Here is a 19,533-nt window from a genome sequence, read left to right as displayed (position 1 = left end):
TCTCGGTACTGCTCAATTCCCCGTTCGCATTCCTGACCAATCAGACGAACCTGCTCGTTGAGTTCCTCCTGCGCCTGGCGAATTGATGCGCCAACATCTCCCTCATTCCACTCCCGCTCGCCGGTGACGTATGGCTTGATGCGATCAAGTTTGTAGGGCGTTCCGAAATGCTTGGGCGCCGGCTCGGTCCTCGCCTGGATGTTGGCTTCCCGATACATCGACAAAAGCTGATTGCAGGCTCGCTCCAATTGGTCTTGATGCTGCGCAAAAAGAGCCAGAAGCCTCGATCGATGATCGACAATCGCGCGGTGCTCGCGCCGGCGACTACCAAGCTGCTTGACGATTTCCTCCACTTTTTCGTTGTGGTCGTCGCGGACATCCTGCAGCTCTTCGATCAGTTCCTTCTTTCGATCGATGTAGTCATCGCGCCGTCGAACGAGCCGATTTTCAACGCCAGTGTAGCCTGGGTAAGGGTCGAGCACGAACCAGCCGTCGATAAAAGCGAAAAGCGAAAACATCAGGCCGATCGCAAACAGCAACCAGGACTTGATGTCCGTGAGACCCGCTGGATTGGCGAGCATATTACGGATGACCTCAGCGCCGGCGCCGTCAGCGAGCGAGCCGCTGACCTCACGGTAGTGCGCTAGCGCCAAGTTTATCGAAATCGCCAAGCCGATATAGAAAAGGATTGAAATGATCCCAACGAATTTTACGAAAAACGACCGATGGGTGACGAGACGAGCGCAGAAAACCGCCAGGAGCAAAGCCGCCCCGATGTTGATGAAAGAGAATGCCGCAGCCTCAAGGATGCCACCAAAAAATCCCTGCTCATTGCCCTTGGCCAGGAAGTTGCCGTTCATCGCTGTCTCGACCAGAAACAGAAATAGCAGAAGCGATAGCCGGAAAATGTGAGCGGCACCGTGCTGCACACGCGCGGCACGAACGAGACCGTGCTTCTCCTTAAACCATGCATGCTCTTTTTCGGCGTCGTTCAGGGCCCTTCTCAGGCCGTGAAGTTCATCGAGGCCCACGGCGACCGAGGCTTTGAAGTCCGAAACGCTAGCGGCATTCGTCTGACGGATTAGACCGAATTGTTCCTCGAAATCGAGGCCGGCAAGACGACCTCCAAGGAGTTGCAGGTTGTCCTCAAGAGTGTGATGCGCAGCCTTCTTCTCATCCTCAACGCGTTCCACGATGGCATGTTCGACATCGTCGAGATTCTTTGCCGTTTTCGGGGGTTGGTTCACCTCGCCGCGCTGCTTTCCGCGGTTAATGACATCCAGGTCGCCGTCGATCTTGGCAGGGTCCAGGCTGTTGAATAGCTGAGTGCTCGCCCGAAAATCGTGGTTGGATTCTCGCAGTGAGTCACGCAACTTATTTAGTTTTTCGAATTTAGAGCCCACGCACTCACAACCCCAACTTTACGCCCCCCGGCAGAGTGGTTTCTATGCATAGTAGAGCTAAAGGGCAACCGCACATTCACTTCTATCCACTTGCTAGTGCGGATCAGGCTCAATTGAGTTCCAACAAATGATCATGGCTGCTGATCAACTGGTTGATCGGCCGCGACTAGTCATGTCATGAGCCGTGCTGCGATGCTCTAAGGACAGAGTGCTACGAGCGGGTTCGCGACTGGGAAATTATCCACAGTCGTATACGTGTACTGGATCTCACCGCCCAGGCGAACGAAGGCAGATAGTTCCTCCGCACGACAGACATAGTTTTTGGTCATTTCATCGATCTTCTGGACATAGACCGGCCGCGAGACGCCAGCAGCCAACAATTTGGCGTCTACTTCCGCATCGGTCTGAGCCCAGGTGGCGTTGAAAACGATCCTTGGCCCGATTGCGATGATGCTCCGAACGGAGATGTTCGAACTGATCAGCATGGGCAATGCTGGAGCCATTTCGGTTTGCATTTTTTTTGCGTAGGCGCAGACGTCGGTCTTGGTGTACTTCGAGAGGCATTCATTTGCCGTCGCCACCCTTGGCCATGTCAGCAGGATCGCCAACGGGACGTGCATCAATCGCAATCCATCCAAAGTATTCTCCTCGCCCGATCTTGGCCTGCACAGAGGAGCATCTATCCTATTTGTGTTCACAGTGCCACGAGCAGCTTGTGCCCGACCGGCAATAGTGCTCTGTCTGAAATACTTTGGGAGGGCAATAAAATGAAAACAACATTTCTCGCGGCTATGGCCGCTGCAATAATCGCTTGCGCGACCGGCGCGTTTGCACACAGTGGCGGCACTGATGCCAACGGTTGCCATACCAACCATAAGACCGGCGCGTATCACTGTCACTGAAGGTCACGCCTTTCTGAGGGACACAAACATGCTGAAGAACATCATGTCAGCTCCGCTGGGCCTCCTCTTCATGCTGGGCGGGCCGATCACCTACGTGATGAATGTCGTCGACACATGGCAGGGCCATGCATCAGTGGTCGTAAAAATCCTGATTAACTTGAGCCTGGATGCGATGTTGGCGTTCATTTGGCCGATCACTTGGGCAATCTGGCTTTTCAAATATATGGCGGGCGCCGAAACTCCACTAACAACCGTGCTGGGCGTTTGAGGATCAAGTTTGCTGAAAATAATGCTTTTCGACGCCGGCCGGAACGGTCCGGTTGGTCTGCATCTGTGTAGCTATTGCCTCGCTGCTGGCGGTAGCGCCATGGCCGTACGGCTATTACCAATTCCTCCGCGTGGTGGTCTTTTTCGCCGGGATCTACTGCGGAGCCATGGTGTGGCGATCAGGCCCTGAAAATCGCACCCTGGCTTGGGCGCTGTTTGGAGCGGCAGCGATCTTCAACCCGTTCATGCCGGTTCATTTGCCGCGCGAGCTGTGGGCAATCTTCAACGTCGCAGCGGCTACTCTGTTCGGCTTTGTCGCATACCGGCACCGGAATTAAGCCGATAATCTGAGATGGCCAAGAGTGGACCTGAGACGCCGAAGGTCAAGGCGCGCCCGAGGGTCACCGTGTCACAGCCGTTGGCGCTTTATGCGGGAGATCTCCTCGAGCGGACGAAGGAGTACTTCGAGGCTTTCAACCATCTAGGCTCGGAGTCGGAAAAGGCGCATCTTTTTGCCCGTTATTTTCTATTTTCGCATGCCCTAGATGTGGAGCTTCAACAGGTTGTCCTCGATCAGGGCGAGGCGACTGATAGGCGTTTTTGACTTTAGGCTGCCATGTGGACGATGCCAATTGTATCTGTGCAGCCAGACAGGCAGTTCGGCGGCACGATGATCGGATGTCGGATAGGCAATGGCGTAGGCCCATTCGCGCAGTGCTGTCTGGATGAAGCGCTCGGCCTTGCCATTGGTCTTGGGCGTATAGGGTCTTGTCGTGACGTGCTTGAGGCCGAGATCGCGGCAGGCCTTGGCGAAGGCCTTTGATCTGTAGCAGGAGCCGTTGTCGGTCATGACGCGGGCTATCGTGACGCCGAGGCTGGCGTAATAGGCGACCGCGGCCTTGAGGAAGGCGATGGCGCACTCCTTTTTCTCGTCGGGCAGGATTTGCGAGAAGGCGATGCGGGACGCGTCGTCGATGCAGACATGGACGAACTCCCAGCCGGCGCCGCGCGACTTGCCCTTTTGCGGATCGCCGGTGATACGATGGCCGACTTGGCTGAAGCGGCCGAGCTTCTTGATGTCGATATGGATCATCTCGCCGGGATGCTCCCGCTCGTAGCGCCGGACCGGTTCGGCCGGCTCGATATCCCTGAGCCGCGACAGCCCGGCACGCTTGAGAACCCGGCTGACGGTGGCGGGCGAGACGCCGACCTCATGGGCGATGTGCTTGCCGGTCAGCCGCTGGCGACGCAAGGCTGCGATGCGCTCGGCCACGGACTGTTCGGTCAGGCTCGGCATGACGGTGGGCCGCGACGAGCGGTCGACCATGCCGGCCCGCCCTTTGGTCTTATAGCGCTCGACCCAGCGCGCCACGATCTTGGCCGACACGCCATAGACGCGCGCCGCATGGGCTTTGGAAAAAGCGCCTTCTATCACCGATAACGCCATCTCCTCTCGACGCAGCGGTGTGAGACGGGCATTCTTGTGGATGTTCATTCGGACCCTCCGATGGATGCTGAAGCGTGGTAACTCCAGTCTCCTCGGTCCGGTCCGAATGGACAACCTCTCGAAAGCTCACACCTAGTGCCGGCAGTGGCACCGCTGTTGTCCGTCGACAGGTCCCGCGCTTGCTCGGTGCGACCAACAACCTTAAGCGCTAGGGCGTAACCTGACCCTGCAAGATCTCCTCACCGACTATAAGGTGCGCCTCACGATCTGAGACGATGGGACAGGATGGCTAAGGAGGTGCGCCGTCTTGCATGCCCCGCCAGCGAGGCGAACCCTCTCGGCTACGCGCGCCACCAGCGACGCTCCATATCGTCAGGCCTGCGTCTCATGCTCAGATGAGCCGGTATTTGGCTCTCTCATCAGCAAACCGAGAGAGCCCATGCCAAGACGGAAGCAAGCAAGACGAACGAGCGTCAGAGATATCCTGCGCCTGACCCATAAACAGGGCAGTCCGGTGGGCCAAGGTGGCAGAGCAACTGAGGTTCGGCAAGACTTCGGCTTCCACCTATCTGCGGGCGCTGGAGACGGGCTGTCGTGCAGGCCCTGCATGCGGCTTTGAGGACGATGCGATGTTGAAACACCGTCTGTTGCGCCGAATCGGCCGTCGGCCAAACGTTGGGTCGTCATCAGGTTCTCGACAGCTTCCCGGTGTCAAATCCAAACCGTGGTCGGCGATCCCCACCAGGGTGGGAAGGCAGCGCTGATATAGCCGAACGTCGATCAAGTCACGATCAACGATTGCCTCATGTCACATGCCCTGCGGGACTGAAAAACGGAGAAGAACATGTGCGATGCAAAACTGAAGACCGTGCTTTCGCTTTTTTCGCCGGTGGCCAGCAAATTAGATGCTCTCTCGTCCAACGGACCAGCGACGGATGCAAACTGCGTTAAGCTAAATACGAACGAGAACCCGTTTCCGTTGCCGAAGAGCGTAATGCAAAGTGCAATTGCTGCGATCGAACACCAGTATCTTTATCCGGAAGACGACAATCTCAGCTTAAGGGCAGCTGCCTCCGATGCTTACGGATTTTCCAAAGATCAGGTGATTGCCGGCAACGGTTCGTCGGAGCTGCTCGGACTCATCTACAGAGCTTTCCTCGCCCCAGGAGATAGAGTGGCAATGCTGTCGCCCGGATTTTCGTTCAACCGTAAACTTGCCATGTTGCAGGGTGCCGAGTTTCTCGAAATCGCATCGAGCGAAGCTCATCCCCTGCCGATAGAAAAACTGCTGTCCGGCCCCGCAAAAGACGCGAAGTTCATTCTGTTGGCTAATCCGAACAATCCGACCGGAACATTCGTGCCGGTGGCCGAAATCGAACGCCTTGTGGAGCAAGCAGATCGCTTGGTCGTCTTGGATGAGGCCTACGTTGACTTCGCACCCGACAATGCCCTGCGCCTCGTCAATAGACATCCGAATCTTTTGATCTTGAGGACTTTTTCAAAGAGCTATGCTGCCGCTGGCGTGCGAGTCGGCTTCGGTTTCGGTCACCCAGAAATCATTGGCAGGCTGCGCAACATCCAGAATGTCTTCAACATGAACGTGATCGGGCAGGCGGTCGGGAAAAGCATTCTTGCGCATCGCCACGCCTACGAAGAGAACCACAGGCACATCAAGCATGAACGACAGCGAGTGACCCTGGCGCTGTTGCAACTTGGCTTTTCCGTAACACCCTCCCACGCAAACTTTTTGCTGGCCCGTGTGCCGGCGGGACAGGAGGGCTCATGCTGGCAAGCCGCGTTGAAAGAGCAGGCGATCCTCATCGCCAGCTTTCCTGACGTAGATTTGAAGAACTGTATTCGCGTCAGCATTGGCACCACAGAGCAGATGGACAAATTCCTTGCTGCCGCCGAACGCGTCTGTATGAACTTTAAGAAGGATCGCGGTGCTCACAAGCATGAAGTCGATTCACATTAATCATCAAGTAATGATATGTCGTGAGCTATGATGATTAGCGAATAAATATAGGTAATTTGGAGAACAATTAATTGAAGAAAATTTCCGCTTCGGGCCTGACCTTCGGCATCTTCGATCATCTGGACGAAAACGGCGATGACATCGCACAACAATATGCAGATCGGCTGAGCCTAGCAGAAGCGTGCGATGGCTATGGCTTTTATGCGTATCATCTCGCCGAGCACCACTGTACGCCGCATGGCAGAGGTCCATCACCGAATTTGTTCTTAGCGAGCGTCGCCCAGCGAACCCGCAGTCTTCGTGTTGGTCCCATGGTAATGCTACTTGCGCTCTATCATCCGCTGCGTGCCTTCGAGGAGATCTGCATGCTTGATCAGTTGAGCGGCGGCAGGCTTGAACTCGGCATAGGGCGCGGCTCTGCTCCCACTGAATTGGGATACTTCGGGGTTGCTGTAGAAGCAGCACCAGAACAGTATGCGGAGGCCAGTGAGATTCTCATCAATGCGATGAAAGGCGGGACGCTTTCTTATCAGGGCCGCCACTTTGAGTTGAAAGATGTTCCGCTGACGTTGAGACCTCACCAATATCCCCGTCCGCCGACATGGATCGCCACCAATCGACCCGAGCCGGCTAGCTGGGCCGCTGCGAATGGGGCAAACATCGCCTGCGTCGGACCTTCCACTTCTGTTCGCAGCGTTACCGACGCGTTCCGCGCCGCCCGAATTCACGATGCTGACATTGGCCAGCAAGCGCCATTTCTTGGATTGCTCCGAATGGTGGTGATAGGGCGTTCTGAAACAGATGCGTATTTGCTCGCAGCACCTGCCTATGAACGATGGCTCAATAGCTTCAAATTTCTATACGAACTAAATGCCATTTCCACTCCACCAAACTTGCCTTTGAACTTCGATGCAGCAATTGAAAGTGAATTGTGCGTCGTGGGAACGGCAGATTCTGTCCGAAAAGCTCTCCTTGATCAGCTGGAAGAGGCAGGTGCTAATTATCTTCTGTGTCAACTGGCATTTGGGGATTTGCCGCTGGATGCCTCACTATACACCGCATCGGCCATTGGATCCGAAATCATGGCTCGAGTTGCCGCATCGTGAATCCGTCGTGTGATTGGAGGAGCAGCGGCAGCGCTGCTCCTCATTGCGAAACGGTTGTGGGGGCCGGACTCCTGTGTCAGGTGTAAACCATTGGAGCACGTCCTATCTGATCCAGGTCATATCCTGCGGCTTTGAAGTAGTTGGCACATTCGGCTGGGGTGAAGAGGTCGACGACCGCGCCGAGGCGTCCTGACCTTGCCCCTCTGATCTAATCCGGTTTGAAGTTCGTTCTGGCCCATCCAGAGGACCAGGACATGAAACGCAGCCGCTTCTCTGAAGAGCAGATCATCGGAATTTTGAAGAAACACGAGGCCGGGGTATCGGTTGGCGATCTGTGCCGCAAGCACGGGGTCAGCGACGCCTCGATCTACAATTGGAAGGCCCGCTTCGGCGGGATGGATGTCACCGAGGCTCGGCGACCTGAAGGCGCTGGAGGACGAGAACACGCGCCTGAAGCGGCTTTTGGCCGACGCCATGCTCGACAATGCCGCGTTGAAGGACCTTGTGGGAAAGAAATGGTGACGCCCGCCGCCAAGCGGAAAGCTGTCGCTCGCCTGAAGGAAGGCTTCGGGATGAGCGAACGGCGGGCGTGTAAAGCCATCGGCTGTTGCCGCATGACGGTTCGCTACCAGACCAGCAGGCCGGACGACCGCGAGGTTCGCGAGCGGATGAAGGCCGATCGCGCAGGAGCGTCGCCGGTTCGGCTACCGGCGTCTTCTCGTGATGCTGAGGCGGGAGGGCCTGGTCGTGAACCACAAGAAGCTGTTCCGGCTCTATCGGGAGGAGAAGCTCGCCGTCGCCGCCGTGGCGGCCGCAAGCGGGCGATCGGGACCAGGGCGCCGATGCTGGTGCCGCTGAGGCCCGACGAGCGCTGGTCGCTCGACTTCGTATCGGACCAGCTCACCGACGGGCGCCGCTTCCGCATCCTGGCCGTCGTCGACGACTGCACGAGAGAGTGCCTCGCACTCATCGTTGATACGTCTCTCTCGGGCATGCGGGTTGCCCGCGAATTGGACGGCTCATCACCGAGCGGGGCCGGCCCAGGATGATCGTCAGCGACAATGGCAGCGAGTTCACCTCGAACGCCATCCTCTCCTGGGCGGATCAGAACCGCGTCGAATGGCATTACATTGCGCCCGGCAAGCCGATGCAGAATGGCTTCATCGAGAGCTTCAACGGCCGACTGCGCGATGAACTGCTCAACGAGACGCTGTTCACCTCGCTGGCTCAGGCGCGCGTAGCCATCGCCCTGTGGCACGCCGACTACAACACCGCGCGGCCGCACTCCCCCCTGGCAGACCCCGGCCAAGTTCGCCAGCACCTTCAATCCGCGACGGTCGCTCGCGCTGCGCTATGCCAAAGGCTCCGCGCCAGCGCCCGTCGCTTCACCCGCCCAGCAGGGCACAACCCACGCCGGAAACGAACTCAAAACTGCTGGGGCAACGTCAGTCCCATAGAGCCTTGATGGTTATCTCGGCCTTTGCTCGCAGCAGCGCCTTAGGTTGGGCGAAGGCGTTCTCAATCGGATTGAAGTCGGGACTGTAGGGCGGCAGTTAGAGCAGGCTCGCCTGCGGCCTCAATCGCGCCGCGCAGGGTTCTCCAGGCGGATGTCGCCAATGTCAAATTTGCTGGCATCCATGTCGCCCTCGCCAACCGCACAAGCGAAGGCCAGAAAGCCAACATGTGTTCTGCGGCTTAATTAAGAGTCAGCCGATGTCGGCCGAACATCACCTTGTCTCGAAGTCGACGATCGGACAGCAGGTTGCGAAAGTTGGCGCGATGCGAAACAAACTGCTGAAGCGCTCAACTTTTATTGATCACGCGTGTTGGACGCGACGCACTCCCGTTCCAATCGGGCTGAGCGCAAATTCTCCCGGTTCACAAAACTGAGTCGCTGGAGTAGTGGGGGCGCAGAGAAATCTCCGGTCGCAGCCTTACCCGGTCAAAACAAGGATACCAATGATGAAGACTCTCGCCGTCTGCTCTGGCGGATTGGACTCCGTTTCCCTTGCTCACATGGTGGCAGCGGAGCACGAACTCACCGGCCTTCTATCTTTCGACTATGGCCAACGGCACAGGAAGGAATTGGGCTTCGCCGCTCTTTGCGCGCAGCGACTGAAGGTCCCGCACCAGATCATCGACATCGGCGAAATTGGCCGTGGCCTTTCCGGCTCAGCGCTGACTAGCAGTATCGACGTGCCGGACGGCCACTACGCCGAAGACACGATGAAGATTACGGTGGTGCCGAACCGCAATGCCATCATGTTGGCAATCGCCTTCGGTCTCGCCGCCGCCCACAGCGCCGAAGCGGTGGCGGCGGCCGTGCATGGTGGGGACCATTTCATCTATCCCGATTGCCGTCCGGCCTTCATTGAAGCTTTCCAGACAATGCAAGACCGCGCGCTCGACGGCTATGCGCAGATACGCCTCTATGCACCGTATGTGAATCTCGGAAAAGCTGACATTGTTGCGGATGGCGCAAGATACGGCACCCCGTTTGCTGAGACCTGGTCCTGTTACAAGGGCGGCGTGCGTCACTGCGGACGATGCGGGACCTGCGTCGAGCGGCGCGAAGCGTTCCATCTCGCCGGGCACGCTGATCCCACCGACTACGAGGACGCCGATTTCTGGCTTGAGGCGCTGCGCAGGAGGCGCGCGTAATGTTCCACATCAGCAAGGAATTCCACTTCTCGGCCTCGCATCAGCTCACCTCCTTGCCTCCCAACCATCAATGCGCGCGCCTGCACGGGCATAACTATGTCGTCGTAGTGGAGCTGTCGGCCAAGGAACTGGACGCCCACGGCTTCGTGCGCGACTATCACGATCTGGCGCCGCTCAAACGCTACATTGACGAGAGCTTCGACCATCGGCACCTCAACGACGTGCTGGGACATGAGAAGGTCACGGCGGAATGCCTGGCCAGACATTTCTATGAATGGTGCAAGGCACGTCTGCCGCAGACCGCGGCCGTGCGCGTTAGCGAAACACCGAAAACTTGGGCGGAATACCGTCCGTGACCGACATGCATCCCGCAATCCGTGTGAGCGAGATATTCGGGCCGACTATCCAGGGCGAGGGCGTGCTCATCGGCTTGCCGACGGTGTTCATCAGAACCGGCGGATGTGATTATCGCTGTTCATGGTGCGACAGCCTTCACGCGGTGGACAATCAGTATCGCCATGAATGGCTACCGATGCCGATCGATGCCGTGTGGCAAACCGTCCATGCGCTTTCCGGCGGCAGGCCGGTTATGGTCTCCTTGTCAGGCGGCAACCCGGCCATTCAGCCGTTCGGTCCCCTCATAGAACGAGGCCATCGCGAGGGCTATCGTTTTGCACTGGAAACGCAGGGTTCCGTGGTGAGGGAGTGGTTTGCGGATCTTGACGTGCTGACCCTTAGCCCAAAGCCGCCGTCCAGCGAGATGACGACCCGTTGGGCTGCGTTTGATGCATGCCTCGAAGCGGCGCAAGAGAAGCCGCAAATCGTGCTCAAGCTCGTCGTTTTCGACGAGAGTGACTATGCCTACGCCAAAGAAGTCGCGGCGAGATATCCGCACCTTCCGATCTATCTGCAACCCGGCAATCACACGCCGCCGCTCCCTGGCAGTGAAGACGCCTCTGTCGACTTGGACGGAATAATGATGCGAATGGAATGGCTTGTCGAAAGGGTGACTAGCGACAGGTGGTTCGAAGCCCGCGTGTTGCCGCAGCTGCACGTTCTGCTTTGGGGTAACAAGAGGGCGGTCTAGTCTGTGGCTTGCGTCGCACCGGAAGGCCGGGCTCCAACGGCTTGGCAGGCTCTCTTCGCGTGCCGAGTACAGCCGAGCTTTGTTCGCGTCAGCGGTCTCGCGATTGTGCGGCTGGAAACCGCCCGGACACCCCGCTGCCGGCGTGTGTCACCTTGACTCCGATGAGCTGTCGTCACGCAAAGTTGAAATCCGCAAGAACTGGCCTTCTCGCCCCACCTGCTCCGTCGCAAGCACGTCATCCCCTCATCCTTGTCCAGCTCTTATCGATGTATCTCATTGTCCGGCCTGACGCACGACTGTCAGCATGGGAATGCATCCATTGCGCAAATGCCTTCCATAAAGAAGATCGATTTCCTCATTGGCCCAACGTGAAATATAGCAACGTTTTCGTGGCGTGGGTCGGCTGCGTCGGGAGTAGCGATGAAAACGTATTGGGGTCGCCTGCGTCTCCTTGGGCAGCGAGTGTAAAGTATAGCGATGCGGCCTCCGGCGCGAACGGCAGCCGCGCAGTGATCACCTTCGCCTGTGCCTTTGCGGCGGGGGTCAAGCGCTGGTCTGCTAAAATTTTTTATCGTTTAGCTGGTTGAAACTGCCCCCGTTGCGGGCTGCAGAAGCCGGCCAGCCGAGAAACGGCAGCCGCACTTATGAAAGCACGCCAAGGCGTGCGGGCATCTATCAGTTGCAAAGGACAATACTGGCCGCGCCGATTGGCCATCACGCGTCCATTAGGGCAGCCACCAACATCAGTTCGCAAGAGGAGCAAAAGTAATATGTATCGTCGTCACCTGATCAAAGGGTTGGTTGCGCTCGGCGCATGCCGGATTTGCGTTCAAGCCGCCCAAGCGACCAGTGCCCATTGGGGGTACACCGGTCCGGTCGGACCGGAGCACTGGGCTGATCTGGATAAGGAAAATTTCGTATGCTCTGCCGGCACGCAGCAATCGCCGATCAATATCAACAGCGCGGTCAAGGCGGATATCCCGCATATCGCCATCGGCTGGCACAAGGGCGGCGGCAATATGGTGAACAACGGCCACACCATTCAAATCAATATGCCACAAGGCAGCACGCTGACCCGCGGCGATCGTGTCTACGAACTGGTACAGTTCCATTTCCATGCGCCAAGCGAACATCACGTGGCGGGCAAGAGCTTCCCGATGGAGGTGCATTTCGTTCACAAGGACACGCAAAGTGGTACTCTGGGCGTGCTGGGCGTCTTTTTAACGCCCGGCGCGACAAATGCCAGCTTTGCTGCCCTTGCTGCGGCCTTTCCCGAACTGCCGAATGGGGAGGTGACGATCGACGAGGTGAATCCCAACTGGCTTCTGCCAGCCTCGCTTGGCTATTGGACTTATGAGGGCTCACTGACGACGCCGCCGTGCACCGAAAACGTCGAGTGGATGGTGGCGATGGAACCGGTTGACGTTGATCCGGCAGACATCCAGCGATTTGCCTCACTCTACCCGTCGAACGCGCGCCCTATTCATTCACCCAATCGACGCTTCATCCTGCGCCAGAGTTGAGCGCCGCCCCAGCGGTTCCGCACGGTCCAACATTCTTGGCACAAGTTGGCGCGAAGCCTCCTCTTCCGGTCTGGCGGTCTGACGGCGCTCCCCAAGCTGGCTAGTCTAAATGATAGGGATTCGGTGCCGACACCACTCGTCCCAAATACGTCGCGGCGAGGTTTGTCTGCAACCCGGCAATCACACGCCGCCCCGCCGTGGTAATGAAGACGTCTCTGTCGAGTCCGACGGAATATGATGCGCATGGAACCGCTGGTAGAAAAGGTGACCAGCGACAGGTGGTTCGAAGCCCGCGTCTTGCCGCAGCTGCACGTTCTACTCTGGGGTAACAAGAGGGTAGTGTATACCTTCTCCTAGCTTCGCCGCCAACTACTCGGTTTTCCGAATTGCTCTCTATATTCTTGAAGACGATGCGTTCGTTAAAGACATGTGCTGCGCACCTGGTGTAAAAGCTGCTCTCATCATGCAGAGGTCAAGCCAGTCGGGCTCATCCGAGGCTATGGCCGTGAGCACTGTTCAGTTCGGCAGAGAGGGCGCTTTTGTACACACTTTGCGATCGTGGCGGCCCCGTGGGCAGATCTGCAAGCTGCCGCGACACTAACCTCTCGAAGCCCGCCCGCCCGCCTTTCGTGCAGCTTCCTCTGAACAAAACCACCGCTCGCCCTTCAATAGGTTGATGCGTGTCTCCCAGTAAGATTCCTGTCCAAGAACGTGATAATCTTCTTGCCAGTGTTGTAGCTGATGTTGCCCTTGATGCCGCAGCCTACCGCGGCGGGACCAAACTCAATGGCAAGCAGGCCGGCTAGGATCGTGCAGCCAGTCGCGAGCCTCGCCCACAACGGGGTCTCACGCGCATGAGGGCGCCGACCATGGGTTCGGCGGTTCATACGCGTATAACACGTATCTTTCTGAAAAAATCAATGCTCTCGGCTAAGCTACTGAATTATTTGGCTTCCATATAGCGCGTCGGCGGAACCAACTTGTAGACGGGCTATGAAAGGTTAAGCGCGGATGTCTATCGGCCGCCGGCGTTCCCGCTCTGTAAGCCTGCCTGAACTACCCGCGCCGCGGTCAAGCCCCAGGCTCCTGCTCATCCAGCGACCGCCCGATCAATGGCAGGCTGGAAAGACAAGAGCCGATGTCTTCCGATGGTCTCGCCATCAGCTTTGGGCTAACTTCCCCATTCTCCCGCTTCGAGCTCGACACACGGCGGTTTGGATGGCGCACGACAATCTGTGTCGGCTTTGTCGTGTCCGTGACAGACGCCTGAAAGGCCCGTTCGCGCGTTTTGCCGCCGTCTAAGCGGCTGGAATTTAATGACAAAGTTTCTTCTGGGATCGGCCGATCACGCTGGTACGCTTTTTGCGATGCTTGGTGTGAGGCGGCACGAGCTGCCTATCGGCACTTGTGTCGCGGGCAGTCGCGATAATTAGAACGAAGGAAGGAAAGCTATTATGTCAGGTCTGCGTCAGATCGCCTTTTACGGAAAAGGCGGCATCGGCAAGTCCACCACGTCCCAAAATACGCTCGCTGCCCTTGTCGACCTCGGGCAGAGAATCCTCATCGTAGGATGCGACCCCAAAGCCGATTCCACACGCTTGATCCTGAATTCGAAAGCTCAGGATACCGTCCTGGATCTCGCCGCACAGGAAGGCTCGGTGGAAGACCTCGAACTCCAGGACGTGCTCAAGGTGGGCTACAGAGGCATCAAGTGCGTGGAGTCCGGCGGCCCCGAGCCGGGTGTCGGTTGCGCCGGCCGCGGCGTCATCACCTCGATCAATTTCCTCGAGGAGAATGGCGCTTATGACGATGTCGATTATGTCTCCTATGACGTCCTCGGCGACGTGGTATGCGGCGGCTTCGCCATGCCGATCCGCGAAGGCAAGGCCCAGGAGATCTATATCGTCATGTCCGGCGAGATGATGGCGCTCTATGCCGCCAACAACATCGCCAAGGGCATCCTCAAATATGCCCATTCGGGCGGTGTGCGGCTGGGCGGGCTGATCTGCAATGAACGTCAAACCGACCGCGAACTCGATCTGGCCGAAGCACTGGCTGGCCGATTGAATTCCAAGCTCATCCACTTCGTGCCCCGCGACAACATCGTCCAACATGCCGAACTCAGGAAGATGTCGGTGATCCAGTACGCGCCGGACTCAAAGCAGGCAGGGGAATACCGCGCTCTGGCCGAGAAGATCCACGCCAATTCGGGCCAGGGTACGATCCCGACGCCGATCACCATGGAGGAGCTGGAGGAGATGCTGCTCGACTTCGGCATCATGAAGACCGACGAGCAGATGCTTGCCGAGCTTCACTCCAAGGAAGCGGCGAAGGCGGCGGCCCAGTAGTGACATTAGCGCTGCCATGAATCGGCGCGCCTTGCAGAGAACGGCGCCTATTCTTTGAGGCGTCACCCAACCTTGAAAGGGGGACTCATGAGCCGGGAATACGAGAATGACGGTGCTCTTCATGCGAAGCTTATCGAAGAGGTGCTGTCGCATTATCCCGACAAGGCGGCGAAGCGCCGCAAGAAGCACCTCAACGTCGCAAAGAGCGGCAACGAGGCTGGCGGGGAAAGCGAGGTCCTTTCCGAATGCGACGTCAAATCGAACATCAAGTCCATTCCGGGGGTGATGACGATTCGCGGCTGTGCATATGCTGGTTCGAAAGGCGTGGTGTGGGGGCCAGTCAAGGATATGGTCCATATCTCGCACGGCCCGGTCGGCTGCGGCCAATATTCTTGGTCGCAGCGCCGCAACTACTACGTCGGTACAACGGGCGTCGACACGTTCGGGACAATGCAGTTCACCTCCGATTTCCAGGAGAAGGACATCGTCTTCGGCGGCGACAAGAAGCTGGAACAGATCATTGACGAGATTGAAGTCTTGTTTCCGCTCAACAACGGCATCACCGTGCAGTCCGAATGCCCTATCGGCCTGATTGGCGATGACACCGAGGCCGTTTCTCGCAAAAAGACCAAGGAGTATGACAAGACGATCGTGCCGGTACGCTGCGAGGGCTTCCGCGGCGTCTCGCAGTCGCTTGGCCACCACATCGCCAATGATGCAATCCGGGATTGGGTCTTCGACAAAAAGGATGTCAAGTTCGAGGCCGGCCCCTACGACGTCAACGTCATCGGCGACTACAATATCGGCGGCGATGCCTGGGCCTCGCGCATACTGCTTGAGGAGATAGGGCTGCGCGTGGTTGGCAACTGGTCGGGTGACGCCACACTCGCAGAGATCGAGCGCGCCCCGAAGGCTAAGCTCAATCTTATCCACTGCTACCGGTCGATGAATTACATCTGTCGGCATATGGAGGAAAAGTATGGCGTCGCCTGGATGGAGTACAATTTCTTCGGTCCCTCCCAGATCGAAGCCTCTCTGCGCAACATAGCCAAGCATTTTGGGCCGGAAATCGAGGAGAAGACCGAAAAGGTCATTGCCAAGTACAGGCCGCTTGTTGATGCGGTCATCGCCAAGTACCTGTCGCGCCTGGAAGGAAATACCGTGATGCTCTATGTCGGCGGCCTGCGCCCCCGCCACGTCGTCACGGCCTACGAGGACCTCGGCATGGTCATCGTGGGCACCGGCTATGAATTCGCCCACAGCGACGACTATCAGCGCACCGGCCACTACGTGAAGAACGGCACGCTGATCTACGATGACGTGACCGGCTATGAGTTGGAGAAATTCATCGAAGGGATTCGCCCAAATCTGGTCGGCTCGGGAATCAAAGAAAAATACCCGGTGCAGAAGATGGGCATACCGTTCCGCCAGATGCATTCCTGGGATTATTCAGGCCCGTATCACGGCTACGACGGCTTTGCCATTTTCGCACGTGATGTGGATCTCGCCATTAACAACCCGGTCTGGGACCTATTCCACGCGCCTTGGAAAAGAAGCCGGGGCGATGAGCGGGCGATGGCTGCCGAATAAACATTTGCTTCAGCCCCAGTCTCCCACTGAGACGGTGAACTCCCGCGGCCTCTGATCCGCCGGAGCCTGGAACGTCTTGACGTCCTGAGCTGCCGTCCCGCGCAGCCAGATGCAAAAGAGGTAATCATCATGCCGCAGTCGGCTGAAAAAATTCTCGATCACGCTCCCCTGTTCCGCGAGCCGGAATACAGAAAGATGCTCGCTGAGAAGAAGCTAAACTTCGAATGTCCGCACCCCGATGAAATCGTTTCCGATCAGCGCGATTTCACCCAGACGTGGGAATACCGCGAAAAGAACCTCGCCCGCAAAGCGCTTGTCGTGAACCCGGCCAAGGCCTGCCAGCCGCTGGGTGCGGTATTCGCTGCCGCCGGCTTCGAGCGAACCATGTCCTTCGTCCACGGCAGCCAAGGTTGCGTCGCCTATTACCGCTCGCACCTGTCGCGCCATTTCAAGGAGCCTGCCGCGGCGGTCTCCTCCTCAATGACCGAGGATGCGGCGGTGTTTGGCGGCCTGAAGAACATGGTCGACGGGCTCGCCAACACCTACCAGCTCTACGACCCCAAGATGATTGCCGTGTCGACGACCTGTATGGCAGAGGTCATTGGCGACGACCTGCACAGCTTCATCCAGAACGCCAAGGACGAAGATTCAGTCCCGCGCGACTTCGACGTGCCCTTTGCCCACACCCCGGCCTTCGTTGGCAGTCATGTCGACGGCTATGACAACATGGTCAAAGGCATTTTGGAGCACTTCTGGAAAGGTCAGGAGCGTACGCAAATCGAAGGAACCATCAACATCATTCCGGGCTTCGACGGCTTCTGCGTCGGCAACAACCGGGAGCTCAAGCGCCTGCTCGATGTAATGGGCGTGTCCTATACATTGATCCAGGATGCCTCTGACCAGTTCGATACGCCTTCGGACGGTGAATACCGCATGTATGACGGGGGCACGAAGATCAACGAGGTGAAGAAGGCCCTCAACGCCGAGGCAACGCTTTCGCTGCAGCATCACAACACCCGAAAGACACTGGGCTATTGCGAGGAGGTCGGGCAGGCGACGGCCTCGTTCCACTATCCGCTCGGCGTTCAGGCGACGGACGAATTCCTGATGGAGGTCGCGGCGATTTCCGGCAAGGAGATTCCCGAGGCAATTCGCCTCGAGCGCGGCCGACTGGTAGACGCCATGGCGGACAGCCAATCCTGGCTGCATGGTAAGAAATACGCCATCTACGGTGATCCCGACTTCGTTCACGCAATGGCCCGCTTTGTCATGGAGACCGGCGGCGAGCCAACCCATTGCCTCGCCACCAATGGCACCTCGGCATGGGAAGCCGATTTGAAGAAGCTGCTAGCATCCTCGCCTTTCGGCAAGGCTGCCCAGGTTTGGGCGGGCAAGGACCTGTGGGCGCTGCGCTCGCTGCTCTTTACCGAGCCGGTGGACCTTTTGATCGGCAATTCCTACGGCAAGTACCTGGAGCGCGACACCGGAACGCCGCTGATCCGGCTGATGTTTCCGATCTTCGATCGGCACCATCATCACCGCTTTGCGCTCTTTGGCTACCAGGGCGCGTTGCGCGTGCTGACGACGATCCTCGACAAGATCTTCGACAAACTCGATCGCGAGACGAGCGAGACGGGTGTGACGGATTATTCCTATGACCTCACGCGCTAAGAGCCGTGGCCGGCTTTTCGCCGAGGCCATTCCTTGCCCAATGGACTGGGGAGGCTGAGCGATGTCCTCCCTCAGCGCCAAAATCAAGGACGCCTTCGATGAGCCCGCCTGCGATAAGAACCGTGGCAAAGATGCCAAGGCGCGCAAGGAGGGCTGCTCGAAGTCGCTGACACCAGGGGCGGCAGCCGGCGGCTGCGCCTTTGACGGAGCCAAGATCGTCCTGCAGCCGATCACCGACGTTGCGCATCTGGTCCATGCGCCGCTCGCCTGCGAGGGCAATTCTTGGGACAACCGTGGTGCGGTTTCGTCAGGGCCGACCTTGTGGCGGACAAGCTTCACGACCGACCTCACCGAACTCGACCTGGTGATGGGGCAGGGCGAGCGGAAACTCTTCAAGGCGATCCGCGAGATCAAGCACACATACGCGCCGCCGGCGATCTTCGTTTACTCAACTTGCGTAACGGCGCTGATCGGTGACGACATCGAGGCCGTGTGCAAACGCGCCACGGAAAAGTTCGGTTTGGCCGTGGTGCCGATCAATGCGCCTGGCCTGGCAGGCTCCAAGAACCTCGGCAACAAGCTCGCCGCCGAGGCGTTGCTCGATCATGTCATCGGCACGGTCGAACCCGACGACCCCGGGCCCTACGACATCAACATCCTTGGCGAATTCAACCTCTCGGGCGAATTCTGGCTTGTAAAGCCGCTCCTCGATCGGCTCGGCATCCGGGTGCGCGCCTGCATTCCCGGCGATGCGCGTTACCGCGACATTGCTTCCGCGCACCGCGCCCGGGCGGCAATGATCGTGTGCTCGACCGCGCTGATCAGTCTTGCCCGCAAGATGGAGGAGCGCTGGGACATCCCGTTCTTCGAGGGCTCCTTCTATGGCATCTCCGACACATCGCAAGCTCTTCGCAACCTTGTCAGGCTGCTGGTGAGGAAGGGCGCCGATCCGGAGATCCTCGAGCGCACGGAGACGCTGATCGCGCAGCAGGAGGCGATCGCGTGGAAGAAACTCGAATCCTACCGGCAAAGGCTCCAAGGCAAGCGCGTGCTGCTCAACACAGGCGGTGTGAAGTCCTGGTCGGTTGTCCGTGCGCTGATGGAGATCGGAATCGAGATCGTCGGCACCTCGGTCAAGAAATCTACGGTGCAGGACAAGGAGCGCATCAAACAAGTTCTCAAGCACGACAAGCATATGTTCGAATACATGGCTGCGCGCGAGCTGTACGCCATGCTCTCTGAACACAGGGCCGATATCATGCTGTCGGGCGGTCGCACGCAATTCATTGCGCTCAAGGCCAAGACGCCCTGGCTCGATATCAACCAGGAGCGCCAGCACCCTTATGCCGGCTATGCCGGCATGGTGGAACTCGTACGCCAGATCGACCTCGCCATTCACAATCCGGTCTGGTCTCAGGTGCGCCAGCCGGCCCCGTGGGATTGCCAGCCTGATCTAAAAGACGAACTGCCATGCACGAAGAAGGAGTCCGGGCACCTGTTCGATGAATTCGCCGGCGCGACGGCACACGAGTTCAGCGAGTGTTGAGGCGACC

16 protein-coding genes and 3 pseudogenes are annotated in these 19,533 nt (G+C 58.2%); 15 read left to right on the top strand and 4 right to left on the bottom strand.

The window, feature by feature from the left end; all coding sequences use genetic code 11:
• A partial coding sequence (locus EN906_RS00570) for a hypothetical protein (protein ID WP_245484139.1) occupies nucleotides 1–1,373 on the bottom strand: 1,373 nt, incomplete at its 3' end.
• A 227-nt stretch (nucleotides 1,374–1,600) separates the two neighbouring features.
• Nucleotides 1,601–2,041, bottom strand: coding sequence for a hypothetical protein (locus EN906_RS00565; protein ID WP_126066778.1), 441 nt, complete (start codon nucleotides 2,039–2,041; stop codon nucleotides 1,601–1,603).
• A 129-nt stretch (nucleotides 2,042–2,170) separates the two neighbouring features.
• On the opposite strand from EN906_RS00565, the gene EN906_RS38880 reads away from it, so the two are divergent.
• The 3 genes from EN906_RS38880 to EN906_RS00550 are packed head-to-tail and all read left to right on the top strand — an operon-like array spanning nucleotide 2,171 to nucleotide 2,910.
• Entirely contained in the window at nucleotides 2,171–2,305 is a 135-nt protein-coding gene (locus EN906_RS38880) for a YHYH domain-containing protein (protein WP_199489651.1), read from the top strand.
• 28 nt (nucleotides 2,306–2,333) lie between these two features.
• Nucleotides 2,334–2,573: a hypothetical protein gene (locus tag EN906_RS00555; protein WP_082826591.1), complete on the top strand. Its 240-nt coding sequence runs from the start codon at nucleotides 2,334–2,336 to the stop codon at nucleotides 2,571–2,573.
• 52 nt (nucleotides 2,574–2,625) lie between these two features.
• Nucleotides 2,626–2,910, top strand: coding sequence for a DUF6804 family protein (locus EN906_RS00550; protein ID WP_063169433.1), 285 nt, complete (start codon nucleotides 2,626–2,628; stop codon nucleotides 2,908–2,910).
• A gap of 203 nt (nucleotides 2,911–3,113) precedes the next feature.
• On the opposite strand, the gene EN906_RS00545 is transcribed toward EN906_RS00550, so the two are convergent.
• Nucleotides 3,114–4,067, bottom strand: coding sequence for an IS481 family transposase (locus EN906_RS00545; RefSeq protein WP_063169434.1), 954 nt, complete (start codon nucleotides 4,065–4,067; stop codon nucleotides 3,114–3,116).
• Between the two features lie 796 nt (nucleotides 4,068–4,863).
• On the opposite strand from EN906_RS00545, the gene hisC reads away from it, so the two are divergent.
• From hisC to EN906_RS00530, 3 genes and pseudogenes are all read left to right on the top strand, one after another.
• Nucleotides 4,864–5,994, top strand: coding sequence for a histidinol-phosphate transaminase (gene hisC, locus EN906_RS00540; RefSeq protein ID WP_063169376.1), 1,131 nt, complete (start codon nucleotides 4,864–4,866; stop codon nucleotides 5,992–5,994).
• Nucleotides 5,995–6,065: 71 nt separating this feature from the next.
• On the top strand, nucleotides 6,066–7,100 hold the full coding sequence (locus tag EN906_RS00535; protein ID WP_063169375.1) for an LLM class flavin-dependent oxidoreductase: 1,035 nt from the start codon (nucleotides 6,066–6,068) through the stop codon (nucleotides 7,098–7,100).
• A gap of 254 nt (nucleotides 7,101–7,354) precedes the next feature.
• A pseudogene (locus tag EN906_RS00530) lies at nucleotides 7,355–8,557 on the top strand (IS3 family transposase).
• Here EN906_RS00530 and EN906_RS00525 read toward each other — a convergent pair.
• A pseudogene (locus EN906_RS00525) lies at nucleotides 8,552–8,693 on the bottom strand (transposase); the annotation flags it as partial. The pseudogenes EN906_RS00530 and EN906_RS00525 sit on opposite strands and share 6 nt — an antisense overlap.
• A 369-nt stretch (nucleotides 8,694–9,062) precedes the next feature.
• Between EN906_RS00525 and queC the strand changes: the two are divergent.
• The 9 genes and pseudogenes from queC (at nucleotide 9,063) to nifE (ending at nucleotide 19,526) form a co-directional block, all read left to right on the top strand.
• Complete coding sequence (gene queC, locus EN906_RS00520; RefSeq protein ID WP_063170389.1) at nucleotides 9,063–9,761, top strand: 7-cyano-7-deazaguanine synthase QueC; 699 nt, start codon at nucleotides 9,063–9,065, stop codon at nucleotides 9,759–9,761.
• The gene (gene queD / locus EN906_RS00515) at nucleotides 9,761–10,117 is read left to right on the top strand and encodes a 6-carboxytetrahydropterin synthase QueD (protein WP_063169374.1); all 357 of its coding nucleotides are present in this window, start codon (nucleotides 9,761–9,763) and stop codon (nucleotides 10,115–10,117) included. The genes queC and queD overlap by 1 nt, the downstream gene beginning before the upstream one ends.
• A 5-nt stretch (nucleotides 10,118–10,122) precedes the next feature.
• Complete coding sequence (gene queE, locus EN906_RS00510; protein ID WP_164548811.1) at nucleotides 10,123–10,848, top strand: 7-carboxy-7-deazaguanine synthase QueE; 726 nt, start codon at nucleotides 10,123–10,125, stop codon at nucleotides 10,846–10,848.
• Nucleotides 10,849–11,618: 770 nt separating this feature from the next.
• Nucleotides 11,619–12,371 (top strand): carbonic anhydrase, encoded by a 753-nt coding sequence (locus EN906_RS00505; protein WP_063169372.1) that lies wholly within the window; start codon nucleotides 11,619–11,621, stop codon nucleotides 12,369–12,371.
• A 160-nt stretch (nucleotides 12,372–12,531) separates the two neighbouring features.
• Nucleotides 12,532–12,728: pseudogene (locus EN906_RS37955) on the top strand (7-carboxy-7-deazaguanine synthase QueE); the annotation flags it as partial.
• 1,097 nt (nucleotides 12,729–13,825) lie between these two features.
• On the top strand, nucleotides 13,826–14,719 hold the full coding sequence (gene nifH, locus EN906_RS00490) for a nitrogenase iron protein (protein ID WP_024505261.1): 894 nt from the start codon (nucleotides 13,826–13,828) through the stop codon (nucleotides 14,717–14,719).
• A gap of 87 nt (nucleotides 14,720–14,806) precedes the next feature.
• Complete coding sequence (nifD, locus tag EN906_RS00485) at nucleotides 14,807–16,309, top strand: nitrogenase molybdenum-iron protein alpha chain (protein WP_024505262.1); 1,503 nt, start codon at nucleotides 14,807–14,809, stop codon at nucleotides 16,307–16,309.
• A gap of 129 nt (nucleotides 16,310–16,438) precedes the next feature.
• Nucleotides 16,439–17,980 (top strand): nitrogenase molybdenum-iron protein subunit beta, encoded by a 1,542-nt coding sequence (gene nifK, locus EN906_RS00480; RefSeq protein ID WP_024505263.1) that lies wholly within the window; start codon nucleotides 16,439–16,441, stop codon nucleotides 17,978–17,980.
• Nucleotides 17,981–18,041: 61 nt separating this feature from the next.
• A complete protein-coding gene (nifE, locus tag EN906_RS00475) occupies nucleotides 18,042–19,526 on the top strand; it encodes a nitrogenase iron-molybdenum cofactor biosynthesis protein NifE (protein WP_024505264.1) in 1,485 nt (494 codons plus the stop codon).
• Nucleotides 19,527–19,533 lie beyond the last annotated feature (7 nt).

Origin of the sequence: Mesorhizobium sp. M7A.F.Ca.CA.004.06.1.1 (assembly GCF_003999135.1) — a bacterium.
In the GTDB taxonomy this organism is placed as follows: Bacteria; Pseudomonadota; Alphaproteobacteria; order Rhizobiales; family Rhizobiaceae; genus Mesorhizobium.
The sequence above is the reverse complement of the archived record's forward strand: the minus strand, read 5'-3'. Positions and strand labels throughout refer to the sequence as shown.

Bases quoted from the DNA above. Each gene is read 5' to 3' on its own strand.
- EN906_RS38880 (WP_199489651.1), top strand. From the start codon at position 2,171: ATGAAAACAACATTTCTCGCGGCTATGGCCGCTGCAATAATCGCTTGC.
- EN906_RS00555 (WP_082826591.1), top strand. From the start codon at position 2,334: ATGCTGAAGAACATCATGTCAGCTCCGCTGGGCCTCCTCTTCATGCTG.
- EN906_RS00545 (WP_063169434.1), bottom strand. From the start codon at position 4,067: ATGAACATCCACAAGAATGCCCGTCTCACACCGCTGCGTCGAGAGGAG.
- hisC (WP_063169376.1), top strand. From the start codon at position 4,864: ATGTGCGATGCAAAACTGAAGACCGTGCTTTCGCTTTTTTCGCCGGTG.
- queC (WP_063170389.1), top strand. From the start codon at position 9,063: ATGAAGACTCTCGCCGTCTGCTCTGGCGGATTGGACTCCGTTTCCCTT.
- queD (WP_063169374.1), top strand. From the start codon at position 9,761: ATGTTCCACATCAGCAAGGAATTCCACTTCTCGGCCTCGCATCAGCTC.
- queE (WP_164548811.1), top strand. From the start codon at position 10,123: ATGCATCCCGCAATCCGTGTGAGCGAGATATTCGGGCCGACTATCCAG.
- EN906_RS00505 (WP_063169372.1), top strand. From the start codon at position 11,619: ATGTATCGTCGTCACCTGATCAAAGGGTTGGTTGCGCTCGGCGCATGC.
- nifH (WP_024505261.1), top strand. From the start codon at position 13,826: ATGTCAGGTCTGCGTCAGATCGCCTTTTACGGAAAAGGCGGCATCGGC.
- nifD (WP_024505262.1), top strand. From the start codon at position 14,807: ATGAGCCGGGAATACGAGAATGACGGTGCTCTTCATGCGAAGCTTATC.
- nifK (WP_024505263.1), top strand. From the start codon at position 16,439: ATGCCGCAGTCGGCTGAAAAAATTCTCGATCACGCTCCCCTGTTCCGC.
- nifE (WP_024505264.1), top strand. From the start codon at position 18,042: ATGTCCTCCCTCAGCGCCAAAATCAAGGACGCCTTCGATGAGCCCGCC.